Origin of the sequence: Paenibacillus lutimineralis (assembly GCF_003991425.1) — a bacterium.
In the GTDB taxonomy this organism is placed as follows: Bacteria; Bacillota; Bacilli; order Paenibacillales; family Paenibacillaceae; genus Fontibacillus; species Fontibacillus lutimineralis.
Genome location: NZ_CP034346.1, coordinates 507,590 through 522,571, shown reverse-complemented (window position 1 = coordinate 522,571; position 14,982 = coordinate 507,590). Strand labels below are relative to the sequence as shown.

Annotated in this window: 9 protein-coding genes; 2 read left to right on the top strand and 7 right to left on the bottom strand. The window is 43.4% G+C overall.

What is annotated here, in order from left to right:
* Positions 1-33 precede the first annotated feature (33 nt).
* From EI981_RS02305 to EI981_RS02275, 7 genes are all read right to left on the bottom strand, one after another.
* A complete protein-coding gene (locus EI981_RS02305; protein WP_126995072.1) occupies positions 34-1,074 on the bottom strand; it encodes a dienelactone hydrolase family protein in 1,041 nt (346 codons plus the stop codon).
* Positions 1,075-1,079: 5 nt separating this feature from the next.
* Entirely contained in the window at positions 1,080-2,930 is a 1,851-nt protein-coding gene (locus EI981_RS02300) for a hypothetical protein (protein ID WP_126995070.1), read from the bottom strand.
* A gap of 47 nt (positions 2,931-2,977) precedes the next feature.
* Positions 2,978-4,216 carry a DegT/DnrJ/EryC1/StrS family aminotransferase gene (locus tag EI981_RS02295; protein WP_126995068.1) on the bottom strand — a complete coding sequence of 413 codons (1,239 nt, stop codon included), beginning with the start codon at positions 4,214-4,216 and terminating at the stop codon, positions 2,978-2,980.
* A 199-nt stretch (positions 4,217-4,415) separates the two neighbouring features.
* Positions 4,416-6,116: a polysaccharide deacetylase family protein gene (locus EI981_RS02290; RefSeq protein WP_126995066.1), complete on the bottom strand. Its 1,701-nt coding sequence runs from the start codon at positions 6,114-6,116 to the stop codon at positions 4,416-4,418.
* A gap of 82 nt (positions 6,117-6,198) precedes the next feature.
* Entirely contained in the window at positions 6,199-7,791 is a 1,593-nt protein-coding gene (locus EI981_RS02285; RefSeq protein ID WP_126995064.1) for an extracellular solute-binding protein, read from the bottom strand.
* Between the two features lie 67 nt (positions 7,792-7,858).
* Positions 7,859-8,737 carry a carbohydrate ABC transporter permease gene (locus EI981_RS02280; RefSeq protein ID WP_126995062.1) on the bottom strand — a complete coding sequence of 293 codons (879 nt, stop codon included), beginning with the start codon at positions 8,735-8,737 and terminating at the stop codon, positions 7,859-7,861.
* 41 nt (positions 8,738-8,778) lie between these two features.
* Entirely contained in the window at positions 8,779-9,660 is an 882-nt protein-coding gene (locus EI981_RS02275) for an ABC transporter permease (RefSeq protein WP_127004268.1), read from the bottom strand.
* A 385-nt stretch (positions 9,661-10,045) separates the two neighbouring features.
* Here EI981_RS02275 and EI981_RS02270 point away from each other — a divergent pair, with 385 nt between their 5' ends.
* Positions 10,046-11,425 carry a Glu/Leu/Phe/Val family dehydrogenase gene (locus EI981_RS02270; protein ID WP_126995060.1) on the top strand — a complete coding sequence of 460 codons (1,380 nt, stop codon included), beginning with the start codon at positions 10,046-10,048 and terminating at the stop codon, positions 11,423-11,425.
* A 144-nt stretch (positions 11,426-11,569) separates the two neighbouring features.
* Positions 11,570-14,974 carry a carbohydrate binding domain-containing protein gene (locus EI981_RS02265; RefSeq protein ID WP_162616061.1) on the top strand — a complete coding sequence of 1,135 codons (3,405 nt, stop codon included), beginning with the start codon at positions 11,570-11,572 and terminating at the stop codon, positions 14,972-14,974.
* Positions 14,975-14,982 lie beyond the last annotated feature (8 nt).

The following is a 14,982-nucleotide window of genomic DNA, read 5'->3' as shown; positions in this document are numbered from 1 at the left end:
AACAATCCGCTCCTACTATAGGCAATTATTTTTCTATATTATAAACGATTCATTGTTCCTAAGCCAACGATCCGTAAATTCATAGCTCAATTCCCTAATGTATTTCGGGAAGTCATGTCCGCCATTTCCTAGCAGAGATACATAACAATCTTCATGTCCTAAAAATCGATATAGAGCATCCAAATTATTTGAAGCTAGCGCCCCAGCTTGCCAATTAGGAAAGATCAGATCATTCTGAGTGAACCAGTTGAATAACGGTCTGGGAGCAGTAAGTGCCATGATCTCATGAAACTCGAACGGAACTCTGTCCTCTTGCATGACGTCCGTAAGCTTAGGGATATGTGTAAACCAATCACGCTGCCCCCATCGATTAGGCGTTGGGTCATCGGTGAAAGGACATAGTCCACAACTGGAGACAACAACTTTAATCCGTGCATCTACTGCAGCTAAGAAGTACGCATTGTAAGCACCTAGTGAATGTCCAATCACACCGATTCGTTTGGAATCCACAAAAGGCAGGTCTAATAATAGTTCAATTCCCTGCTGATGATCGTGGATCATCTTGCCCACCGCTGTCGAATGAGGAAATTCGCTATAGAAAGGAGCGGTTTGAAATGCCTCTGCCCCCTCATAAATGCGCTCGCCTGCGGTAATTGTATCCGGCGCCAGGACAACATAACCTCGTGAGACAAGATCTAACGCATATCTACGACTCTCCCTCCCCTCATCCGTCGCAATATCGTCCTTGCCTTTCGCATCCGTCGGGTGAAGTGCCAGCATCGCCGGGTATAGCTTGGCTTGTGGGTTTCTTTCCTGGCCAGGTATAAGCAAGTATGCATATACTCGATCCCCGAATCCAGTTTCATAAGAGAGATGTACACGTACATGGTTTGACTTCTGCAGCTCGGAATGTATAGTATAAACCGGCCGGACTAGCTCGGGCATCCATCCGATCCACTGCTCCCATAATCGCGCAATTCGCGTTCTCTTCTCTTCCCAATCATGTATGTTATGAATCCCATCTAATAAATTTGGAAAATAATCTTTGGATAGCTCTGATAATCGATAGCTCATGCTCGTCACCTCTCCTTAATCGAATAGCTCCACAAATGCGCAGAGATACCAAAGTAAAGTTCATAATTTACCTTAGCAAAACCTGCGGTAATCTCCCCTTCCGGAGTAGAAATAAGTTCCGGTTGCAGGCTGCTCAAAGGGATACGGAAGATTGCTTTGCCCATTACCCCATAGATACATTGGTCCTCCTCACACAGAACCCAGCTCTCCTTCAATACTTTCCCCCAAGCCGACAAATCTACTTCATGCAATAGAACCTCACGAACCGGGTCCCACACCAGATACTTAGCGCAAGAGGTTATAGTATGAACCCATCCATTAGGACCTACCAGCAGTAGAGTATATTCGCGAATCCCTTCATGAATCATCCAGCGGTTCATAACGATCCTCTTCTGCAAATTCAAGGTATAAATATAAGCAGAGTGCGCCTTAGGTTCAGCGCCTCCAGGTGTCTCTATACTAGTACCGCCAATTAAGATGCCGTTCATATTTTCGACAAGCGAGACCGTACTTTGTTCCTCGATCAGTTCCGAGTTCGGTATGAGCCATTCATCTCCCGATGGCAAATGATATAAACATAAAGCCCCTCCTACCATTCCATAACCAGGGAACCCGCCGTACAACACATGCTCTTGATCGCGTAGCGCAACCACACATCTGGGCCGATGGATTTCTTCATGCGAACTTACACAAATCGGATTACGCGTAGACAGCTGTCCATTCGATAATACTTGCCTCTCCTCGGACTGAATCGGTCTTGTTACATCATACAGATGGAGTCTTCCTCCAGGATAAGCCGCTCCAATCAGCAGGTTCCCCTGCACAGCATAAGCTGCTATATTCCCACCGAATCCATGCTGAATCACATGTGGCCCCCCATTAATCAGCGGATCTTGCTCTTCTGCTCGATTTTGGCGGTGAGGATTATAATGATAGAAATGCAAAGGATGCATCGATGTTCCGTATATACGTGAATCCGGTCCTACAGTCAAAGTAGACAGCATAGCTCCTTCCGATTTATACACTAGCTGAATCACCTTTACTTGTTCAGATTCTCTATGCTTCAGCACTAGCTCACGATTCGATAGACTGTGACGAAGGAGCTTCCATTCTCCTTGCAGTTGGCGATGAAACTTATCAAAGCTCGTCCCCGTGTAAAGTGAAGCAGGGAGCTGGTTATCTAGAAGCCGCTCGATAACCACTCCCTGTTCGACCCTCGCCCAATGCTCTCCTAAGAGCGCATAAACCCGATGATCTCCCGCTTGTATAACTTGCCCGATACCGATGGTCCTCAGTTCTTCACTGAGCAGAGTCAGGCGTTCTCCGCTATGAGGATTGTAGGCAATAATGTTCTTTTTAGCCGTACCTATTCCAAGATAGACCCAATTATAAGCATCTACAGCCATATGAGAAGGATATTTTTGCTCGGAATCCATACTGCCATAGTCAAGGATGTCCCGTTCATTGGGACGATAACGGTATAGACGACACTCTGGGTATGAGGCCATATAGATATGCCCCTCCCTGTTCTCGGCATAGCCAAATCCGCATAACTCGTCTCTCTCACTAACCTGAATGGCACCCACATAGATGAGCCGGAACGGATCAACGGCATAGAACATATTCCCCACGCCCACATAGAACATCCCGCTATCACTTGCGAAGCAATCATACGGATACTCAATATAATGATTAGGGAAGGGTAACTGGGTACATTCCTCCGTCTCTATGTCAACGACAAGTAGAAATCCTCTTGCCGCAATGACGACTCTACTTTCGTTAGCATCGTTTATACATATTGCCGCAGTCCTCGATTCCACAGCATCTACCGGAATACCTAAATCCGTGAAACTCATTTGCCGACTCACCTCCAATAACACCTATTTAGTGCGTGTGAACTACCTCATTTAGAATAAAATAAAGTGACTTTTCGAATTGCCTCAATGGTTTCCCTTATATCTTGATCCGTATAGAACTCATTGATTGGAACTTGAATTGCAGTCCGCAGAACCTCTTCCGCCACAGGACAATCGCCTTGCTTATAGTCAGCACCAGTCAAATCGAAAGGAAATTGGCTATCTAAATAGGCCTGCTTATTCTGAAACATCGGCTGCATATAGATTACAGAAGGTATATAACCCAAGCGATTCTTTATACCTTCAGCATCAAGTGCTGCACCGAATTCATCTCGTGTACAGTTCAATTTACCATCAACCAGTCGGAACATGTAGAACCAGTACGTGCAGCAATTATCCGGGGCAACCTCCATCGTGCTTAGCTGTGGAAGATCCTTCAGCCCTTCAGTTAGCGCGCTGCCTAATTCTGTCCTTCTACCGCACAGCCATTCTAACCTTTTCAATTGGGCGATACCTACAGCACCCTGCAGTTCAGTCATTCTATAGTTAGGTGCCAGGCTGCTCGGAGTACGATCCAAACTGGTTCCAATTCGTTTATAGTTCTTATCTGCAAACGCATGTGTGCGATAATAATCCTCTTTGTCACCCGAATTAACGGTTACTATCCCGCCATCGCCTGTTGAAATATGCTTAAAGTCATTAGTACTAAAACAACCATAGTCGCCAAACGTTCCAACGAGCTGTCCCTTATATTTTGTCAGATACGCTTGTGCACAGTCCTCGATCACTTTAAGATTATACTTCTTGGCTATCTCTATAATCGGGTCCATATCACATGCGTTGCCAGCCAAATGAACTACTAATATCGCTTTCGTTCTCGGAGTGATGTGTGCTTCAATGGATGCAGGATCCATATTGTAAGAATGCGGGTCTACATCCGCGAATACTGGAATAGCATTCTGATATAAAATTCCGATAATTGAACCGTAATCTGTGATTGGACTAGTAATAACCTCATCACCTACAGTAATACCAGCTGCACCCAAAGCCACATGGATAGCTGCTGTCCCTGAGGACGTTGCAACACTGTACGGCACTTCATACATTTCATTGAAATCCGTTAGAAATTGCTTCACCTTAGCGCCAAAATGATAAAACAAAGTATTCTGCTCCAACGCTTCTAACAATTCTTTCGCTTCCTCCGATCCAAACCTCTTTCCTGTCCCAAAAGGTGTTGTCTTTACTTTCTCTCCACCGTGAATCGCGAGTCTACTAGAATGTGTCAATTCAATTCACCTCATTTATAGTATGTGTTCAAAAAGGCCGGTTTTCAGCACCGAGAAGGTTGAATGAAGCTAGGGCCTGAGGAGCGGAGCGTACGTAGTTGGTACGTGAGCACCGGAGGGCCCGGCTGAATTCAAGATTCGATGTCGAATTACTTCCTGATTCACTTCGTGATCAAAAGCGGACTTTTTGAACTACCTCTTATATTGTCAATACTTGTTTTTTACAGCGTATCCCAAACTTCAATTGCACATCTCCAGAGTCGGGCTGCTCATCCATTAGTAGGGGAACCCAAACTACAGCATGACTTACATGACTTGGATTACTGAATTCAACTTGACTATTCTCACGAATACCATGTATCTTAATTTGGCGCTTAGCTCTTACCCAATCATTGATTTGCTTGCCAGTCCAGAATACAAATCCTTTCTTCTTCGCCTCAGTAATGACCTCGATAAGCGCTTCTCGTACAGGCAATTGCTTCAAAATATGTACCTGATGGAATAAGAAGTGGGCAACTCCATGAACTCTCTTTACACCTTCTAGGAATGGAGTAATCACACTGCTGTCAGCTAGAGCATTATGATTCAGATCCTGAGTTAAAAAAGAGATTTCCAACACATTGTAAATTCGGTTACCCTGGTCAGACCAAGCCACTGGAAAATAAGGATGACAAGTCCCGAATGGGAAGCCAACATTACCTTTTTTACTCGGTCCTCTAGTCTGATCTGATGCTATCTGATACTCCTCGCACCAATCAAATAGTTCCCCCCATCCCTCGTAGCGAGTATAGTGATTCTTATTTGAAATTGCATGAGGAAAGTCCGTTACCGATTTAAACCATTCGTGTTGTCTACTAAATTCATCTTTATCCCAGAAGCCGTTATCCAGAGGTAATGCATTATAATGCATAGCCAATTCATGGCCATCATTTTTAATCTGATCGTATAAATATGGGGAGTAACCGGGCTCGATCATACACCAAGTACTCTGTACATCTTGTTCTCTCAAAATATCCAATACGATCTCTGCTGATTCATCTATGTTATGATCACTATCATGGGATATCATTGCAATCTGCTGGATGCCTTCTGGCCAATAATCGACGAATGGCAATATAAGTCCTTGCTCTGTAACAACACTCAATAAATGCCCTGCAAAAGCTTGTTTCCATAGATCTGCATACGGATGTGCAAAATAGTTCATTCCAGTCTCAGTCATTAGCCGATCATATTCCCAGTCCTGTTGTACGTCGTCATCTGCTTTTAGAATCCAATCATCCACAGCGCCTGTTCCATCTGGCGCCGGCAAGCCATCGGTCACAATTGGTGATTTACCTTGCTGTAGTCTAACAATAGTTGCTGGAATATCCAGTGCCCAGCGCTCCAATCGACCTCCACCGATACGGAAGCTTTGTATGACATTTCCACAAACTTCTCCATCCGGACTTCCCTGATGAATCAAACCGTAGCTTTTACTACTAACAATATCCGAGTCATCTGTATTTCCTCTAACCCATGGGCGATAATCAAAGCCACGCAGTTTGACATCTTCGTACCATGAAGCAGTCAAATCAGCGTAAGCTATTGGAATTTCTCTCATTGGCTTATATCCTAATTTAGAAGAAAGTGCAGTTAGACCTGCATAGGAAATAACAATTCCACCTTCTACCATGAAACTCCAAAGCACATTATTATCCGCTTGCTGCTCACTAGCCAATGCAATGATGACAACATCTACGAATTCGCGATTGATCTGATCTACATGGTTAAGTGTCGTGTACGTAATCCCCGAGTGGTTCATAATCTCATAAATATATGTCTGGAATACATTAACCCCGTATTGATGTCTATGCTCCATGGCCTCTTTATCTAGCCATACGCCTACCCTTGCCATTCCCATCGCTCTCACAACCTTTATTTAGATGATGAGAATATGCTGAGATAAGCCTGAGCCTCAGCATATTCCCTGTATACATTAAACATTACTTCCAAATATGCTCTGTGTATCCACGTTCCTTAATGACCGTGTTATATTCTTCAATGATCTTCGAACCACCACGTTTCAAATATTCTTGAACCATAGCATCCCACTCATCTATAGAACGATTGCCTGTGATCATCTTGGTTTGTTCATTGATCAAATAGGTGTTCAATTCAGCGCCGGACTCCGTCTCAGCAGCAGAAATGATGCCTACGCTCGGTGGATAATACAACTTATATGACTTATTGATATCTACTAATTGCTGTGTAGCTTCTCTTAATTTCGAATTCGTGTAAGCAAGCGGGAATTCGGCGTCATCTTCAGCACCTACCCATGCTGTGCTATCTATAAAGTACAAGAATGGCTCTGTACCGCTGCCTGGTTCAGTAAGAGGTACACGGACATTATTCTCGTCCAATTTGTAGCCAACACCCTCGTTACCGTAGTACCAATCGAAATCTTCATTAGCTGAAGTAGTTGTAGATGTTGGGTAATATTGACGTGAGAATCCGTGGATCTCAAGCATCTTGCGCACTTTATCTGGATCGTCAGCCAGTTTAGCATTTAGCGCTAGAAATCTAGAGTAACCAGGACCCGCTGTTAAGCCCTTGGAACCGTCAGTAGCCTCAAATGGCTCAAGAACGACGAATTCTGCGGAAGGATCAATTTTTTGCAATGCATCCATGTAATCCTGAGACATTCCGCGTACGGCAATCAGGAACACGCCCGCCTTACTGGAATAGAATTCATTATTCGTATCTGCCCAGTTCACAACAGCAAAATCACTGGTAAGTGCTTTCTCTTTGTACAGATCGGCGAAGAATTGAATCAGTTCTTTACGGCCCTCTGAGATCATACCAGGGATAAAGTTGCCATCCGCATCCTTGTGATACCAAGTATCGTTCTGCCAATAGGGTCCCATCGCGTATGAAGGGTTTATATCTTGCCCAATAGCTAAACCATAAGTATCGTTCTTCGAGTTGCCATCAGGGTCATTCTTCGTAAATGCAATAGCTACTTGTTTAAGCTCTTCATAGCTTGTAGGTACGGGCAGACCCAAATGATCTAACCAGTCTTTACGTACTATGAATGACTGAGACTCCACTGGAGACCATGTCGGAATACCATAGATTTTGCCACCCACCGTAAATGGCAGCCAAAGTTCATCAGGAATTTCCTTCAAATAATCAAATTCCTGAATGTACTCATTAAGGGGTAGAAAAGCTTGCTGCTTCGCCCAGCGATTGAACAATTCGATATTCGCGGCACGAAAGCTAATCTGATCCGGCATATTACCGCCTGCGACCATCGCCGTGATTTTCTCTACAAAGTTCTCACTAGGAATCTTCTCCGCGAAATAATCTACGTTAAACTTCTCGTTTAACATCTGTTGCCCACGGCCCCCTGATGGAGGTGGGTTGCCGAAGATATAAGTTGCACCGGTAATCTTATATTTTTCCTCCACTTTATCTGGTCCTGGTGCTGTTGATGTGTTCTTGTTCGTTGCCGCATTATTATCCTTGCTGGATGAACATGCAGTCATGAATACTAATAGTAGAATAACTACCAACATGGTCAGCTTTTTGAACTTCATTTAATTGATCCCCTCCGACAATTAATGGTGAAGCAGCCTTGCATTCATTATCTGACGATGCTTAACATTAACCCTTCACTGAACCGATCATCACCCCCTTAGCAAAATGCTTTTGCAGGAATGGATACAGAACGAGAATAGGCAATGTCGCTACTAGAATCGCAGCCATCTGTATCGTCACAGGAGGCGGCTGATTCTCTAATTGCAGCATTACATCCGAGCCCACTGTAGATGTCGTCTCATTCATAATTACCATTTGGCGTAAGACGACTTGAACGGGCCATTTCCTCGCATCATTCAAATATAGAATCCCTTCAAAATACTTGTTCCAGTAACCGACGGCATAGAACAAAGCAAATGTAGCCAGAGCTGGCTTCGATAGAGGGAGTATAACCGACCAGAATGTTCTTACTTCATTCGCACCGTCTATTAATGCGGCTTCACTCAGTTCACTTGGAATACTAAGAAAGAATTGCCTGATGACTATCAGATTAAATGAGCTAATTGCTCCCGGAATAACTAATGCCCATAAAGAATTTATAAGACCCGTCGACTTAACAACCAGATACACGGGGATCATCCCGGCGTTAAAAAGGATGGTGAAGATAACCATGAGCAGGATTACCCGTTGCCCCAATATATTGCGAGTTAAAGCGTAGGCCATGGATGCTGTAAGTATCAAACTAACAAGGGTACCTATTGCCGTAATAGTAACCGTAACACCCAGCGAGCCAATGAATTGCTTGGATAGGAAGATCACCTTGTAGGAATCTATCGTCCAATTTGTAGGCCATAGGATAAAATCTTTCCGTAACACATCCTCCAACGATGAGAAGGATACCGCAAAGATATGTATGAATGGGAGCAGCATCAAGCCTGCAATCACCGCCAGGGCTATGACGTTAAACCAGTCCCATATTCTTTCCACATATGATCTTGTGTCCATAGGTAAATTTCCCTTCTTCCTGGTCCTGATCTCCAAACCAATTAATATAACCCATCTTCACCTAGCCGCTTCGCTAATTTGTCAGCGCTTACAACGAGGATAAGTCCGATGATTCCTTTGAACATTCCCACGGATGTAGCAAAGCTAATATTTCCTTGTTGAATCCCCTTATAGTAGACATAAGTATCTAGCACATTACCGGAATCCATATTGAATGGATTTAGCATTAAGAAGATGTGTTCAAACCCGGTATCGAGAACGCTGCCTAATCGCAGAATAAATAGAGTGACTATAACACCTCGAATAGCTGGCAGCGTCACATGCCATAACTGTCGGAATCTAGAGGCGCCATCTATGACGGCTGCTTCATATAAAGCTGGGTTAACCCCTGATAGAGCAGCCAAGAAGATGATTGTCCCCCAACCTGATTCCTTCCAGATCGTTTGAAGAACAATTATCGGTTTAAAGAGTGCTGGCTCCGTTAGAAATGGAATTTGGGAGATTCCGAATTGCGCCAAGATGGAATTAATCAAGCCCTCTCCACGCATGAATACGACGAAGATCCCGACAACTACGACCCAAGACAAGAAGTGTGGTAAATACACCATTGACTGGATCAGCTTCTTGTAAGTTTCGTTACGCAGTGCATTGAGCATCAGCGCCAGAATAATAGACACGGGGAACGCTACGAAAATTTGTAATACTGAAATTTGCAGCGTATTGATTAGAACCTGGATGACCTCGCCATCTTCAAACATCCGTGCAAAATGCTTGAATCCTACCCAATCACTTTTCCAAATTCCTACGAAAGGATTATAATCCTGGAAGGAAATAATCAATCCAGCCATTGGAAGATATCGATAGATAATAAAATATAAAAGACCTGGCAGTAACAATAAATAAATAAAGCGCTCTCTTTTCATTCGATTAAAAACTTCGGTCAATATAAGTCCCCCCTTTTTGAACACCTGTATATTACCTGTCTATAAAATATCCAAACTAATAATTATTGTCAATGGCTAAATTAAGATTTGTCGTAATATCTTTTATTGCACTGCCAAATTTTTCGAATCTAGAACAATATTTATAATTGATGGTTGACGGGTTTATTAATAAGTTGTATACATGTAATATACAGGTATCTAAAATATAAACAGCAAGGCTATCATGAACGTGGAGGTGTCATCTTTATTCATGAGATACAGATGAAGGATTACTATCTTTTAATTTTTCTGTTATTTGATAGCGTCTCCATTTTGCCGTGCTTTTTTAAAACGGCCCAAATTAATCATTGAGGTGATCGAAGCTATGGCTAAACAAACAACAACAGACGTTATTGAAAAATCTTTACTCGACCTGCATGACGACCCCCAGTTCATACCTGAACTCAAAGATGAGGCAAGAACCAAAGCCGTTAACTCACTTATTACAATTTTATCAACCCCAAATCATGTCCATAAATCGTATCTAAGAGTCGCACGAGAAAATGGAGAAATTGAACGTATCCCTGCCTTTCGTATGCAGCATAATGATACACTTGGTCCCTACAAGGGCGGTATTCGCTTTCACGAATCAGTAAATGAAGAAGAAGTTGTTAACTTCTCTGCTCTAATGACTTTAAAAAATGCTCTTCATGAGGTTCCATTCGGTGGTGGAAAAGGTGGGGTTGCCATTGATCCTAGGCAGTACTCGACAAAAGAGCTGCATCAGATCTGTGCTAAATACGTGCAGTATTTTGCCGAAATTTTGGGTCCAGATAAAGATATTCCTGCTCCTGATGTGGGAACTAGTGCACGTGAGATGGACTGGATGATGAGTGAATATAAAAGCATTCAATACGGAAAGCCTTATTTGGGCAGTTTCACCGGAAAGAGCGTACTTAATGGCGGCTCTCTTGGTCGTAAAGAAGCTACCGGCAAGGGAGTTTATTTCACACTCCGATATTTGCTGCATGATTATCTGAATAAGAACCTTCAACAGTTATCCCATTCTCAAAGTCAAGCGGCAACAGCCTTAAACTGCTTGAATAGGCCGTTAACCTTGGCCGTTCAGGGTTTTGGTAATGTAGGATCCGTGATGGCTACTGAGGCTTATAATTGTGAATTTTTGAACAATACAATTATCGCGGTTAGTGACCGTAATGTTACGCTCTATAATCCAGCTGGAATAGACATCTCTGCACTTACCAATTACACAGCCAATAATCTAGGTGATCTCCCCTCTTCTCTGGAACAAATCCGTGAGGCAGGTGTTCAGGCTGAGATTCTTGATCGAGAAGCAATTCTATATTTAAATGTGGATGTGCTCGTATTAGCTGCACTAGAAGATCAGATTCGTATGGACAATGTGAACCGAGTCCGTTCTCGAATCATTGTTGAAGGAGCTAATGCACCCATCACAGGTGAAGCTGATGAAATATTAGCTGCTAAAGGCACACTTATCCTTCCTGATATTTTGGCTAACGCTGGTGGAGTTATTGTTTCTTACTTTGAATGGCTGCAAGGTCGTGAGACGCAATACTACAGCGAATCAGAGGTATTTGAGCAGCTTCTAACTAAGATGGAGAAGACAATGAGAACCATTTATCCACTCTATTTTGGAGCGAATAAATCACTTAGACAAACTTGTTATGATCATGCGATTAAGAGGATCTCAACGATTCTCTATACACAAGGTAAGTTGTTCTAGAAAGAAAGGGGGGCTAGGCAGATTTAGTACTGCTCCCCCCCCTTTTTCTATCTTGGGAATTCTATCTTGACGAGTAGTTGAGTATTATATATACATGTAATATACACGTATTAAAATTTGTCGCGATTATAAGGAGGTATGTTCATGTTATCGAGATTCCGAAGAACAGCTTGTATTATTTCCCTTTGTTGTATTTTGATAGCGCTTACTCATCCTGATGTTCTGATTGCCCACGCGCACGCCGAAGTTTCCACAGTAACGAACTCTGTGTATTCTGCTGTTGAAAATCCTGATACTCATCCAGGGCTCGACTTAGCCTCTCTCCCCCCTGTCTATAACATTGCTAATGGAAGTTTTGAACAAGGCACTGTTAACGGCATCATCCCTAACTGGACTATCAAATCGGGTACACCAAGAGTCAGCACAGACCAAGCATTTATCGGAGACTATAGCTTAAAAGCGGAACTAGTCAAGGATCAGGGGCAAAGCGCTATCCACATAGAATCTGAACCAATCGACGTTGAAGCAAATGCGACCTACATATTATCTGCTCAAGTATACCTGGAGCAAGGATCTATGCAAGGATTGTACGTCTATGTACTTGATAAGGATGGCAAGATCGTTAAGAGTGCTGAAGGGAACAATTACCATGCATATCTGGATGCCACTTCAGGACATGAAGCATGGAAGTACCATGACCAAGCATTCACTGTCCAGCCCGGAGGAGTAAAACTGAAAGTTTCTCTAATTACGGGATCGAGAAATTCCTTCAAATTCTATATTGATGAGGTAAATATAGTGAAGCAAATAACAAACGGCAACATGGAACAGCCTGTAAGTGGAGGCTTGATTCCTGGTTGGAGCAAGACTAAACCTGGTGATGCAAATTCATTCGAAATATCTACTGCTCGCAAGAATAGCGGTGAGAGAAGTCTTCACATTACAGACACCCCCGGTCAATTTATAAATGTCATTAGTGACCTTATCCCTGTTGAGGCAGGAGCAACCTATACGGCTATTGCTCGTACTTTTATTGAGAATGGCACTTCTGATATGTATGTACGCTATTTCAATGCAAATCGCGCTTATATAGGTAAGCAAGATTGGAAGATTGCTTCTTCTCCTACAGACACTTGGTTCAGTCAGTATGTAACAACCGTCGTTCCTGAGGGCGCACAGTTTGCAGCTATCTTATTCGCAGGAAGTAATACTAAGAATTATTCCTATTTCATAGATGACGTAGAACTGCTTCGCGGGAATCACGCTTCTGAACCATCACAACCGAAAGACTCCATCACTCTTGTAGGTGAGAATCTTGGTCCCCAAATACGTAAAGCTACCTTAATGCGTGGCGCTATTGGCCTGGATCAAAATAATCGGCAAGTGATCTATACCGTTGTGGCAGGTGCGCCTTCCATTTTTACGATCATTGATATTAAGACTGAACAAGTGATTAAGAGTCTTCCCATGCCGGACACCTCTGGTGCGTGGGCGGTTACGATGTCTAATGACGGATCCGTCTATATGGGCGCCTATAATTTAGGTCTACTGTACCGGTATATTCCTTCGACAGATCAACTTATCAATTTAGGCCACCCTTTGGACACTAAGGATGCCGTATTATACCCTATGGCGGCCGGCAAGAATGGAATTATGTATGGTAGCACTTATCCAACCGCTAGCCTGTACTCCTATGATTCAGCAACAAATAAGTTTACCAACTATGGGACGATGTCTAAAAATACTAGTGGCGAACGCTGGACGCGGGTTACAGTGTACGACGAAGAGTCGCATAAGATCTATGCGGGAGTAGGCAACGTTCCGCGACTGTTAGAATATGATCTGGCAACAGGCTCAAAACGAGACCTGCTCCCTGAAGGATTCGACAATATCGTATCCGTCTACGATCTGAACATTGCCGATGGACGATTATTCGCACGTAAAGAAGCAAATAATGCAAATGAGGCCTTCGTCATTGATATTCATAGCGGCAAACTGGTCGAAGTTACGAATGCGGATACAGGTGAGAAATCGACAACCTTCATCAACTTTTCTCGCGGCGTATCGCCCGTGTCACCAATCGCTAATAAAGTCTATTACGCTGCTGTCGGTGGTGAGTTGTACGAATATGATTTAGACACGAATAGTTATCGTACAACTGGTGCATCTATCGAAGGCGCAGCAATTGCTTATGGATATGTTCAACTGGGAGAACCCGGCTTCCCTGGCTATAGCCTAGTTGGGTTATCAGGCAACTCTGGAAAGATGTTCAAGTACAATTTAGAGACAGGTGCAATAAAGACTACAGATGTTCAAGTCCCTGCAGAGCCGGTTAATATCCATGAAATTATAAAAGGACCGGATGGCAAGATCTATACGGCGGGCTATCTCCAAGGCAACCTTGGTGTTTATACTCCTTCCTCCGGCGAGAGTATCTATTACGATGGAATTGGCCAAGGAGAAGGAATGACAACCATTCATAACAAACTATATCTTGGCCTATATCCTGGCGCTTCAATTTATGAATATGATCTGTCAAAGCCATGGAATCGTACGAACTCCAACGCACTTAACCCGATTAAATTGTTCGGACTTGGTGACATCAATCAAGATAGGCCATTTGGGCTTGCTGGTGCAGAGGATCTGAACAAACTATTTGTTGGCACCGTACCGAAGAATGGAATGCTAGGCGGTTCATTGACCATATATGACATCGAAACCGGCGGAACGCCAGAGACTTATGTCAATCTACTACCGAATCAAAGTATTCTCTCCCTGGCTTATAAGGACGGGCTGCTCTATGGAGGAACATCTATTTACGGAGGGCAAGGAAGCACGCCGACGACAACTGAAGCTAAGCTGTTTATTTGGGATGTAAACAATAAGAAGAAAATATTCGAGACCGTTCCAGTTAGCGGCAAACAAGCGATTACATCTCTTCATATTGGACCGGACGGGAATATTTGGGGACTTTCAAACGGGGCTTTGTTCATCTTCGATACTAATTCCCGTCAAGTGATATATAACAATAACTTTTTCCCAAGTGCAGCAGGACGGTGGATTGACGGGTCGATGGAGACAGGAACCGATGGCAATATGTATGCCACTGTCGATGGCAACTTCTTCAAGATTGATGCAGCCACGAAGGAAGTCACCATACTGGCCACTGGTGTTCGCAAGCTTGCTCAGGATGATTTCGGAAGCTTCTATATGTTCACTAATCCGGAGACACCAAATCTATATAAATACTCAATTCCAGATCTTTTACTCAAACTTATAGGAGTTGAGGTCTCCCTGGCATCTTCTGAGATGAAAGTAGGCGATCAGACTTCACTAACCGTTAAAGGCTTGCTTGAGCAGAATCGAACCACTCTTGATTTGGATGGAGCAATTATAGTTTATTCAAGCAGCGAAGCCTCTGTTGCCGATATAGACAACAAAGGAGTGATCACGGCCAAACAAGCTGGAACAACCCATATTACAGCTACAATTACGCTTGATGGTGTTACCGTCTCATCAGAGCCGATCGAGGTGATCGTGAGCAACTAGGGACTTCC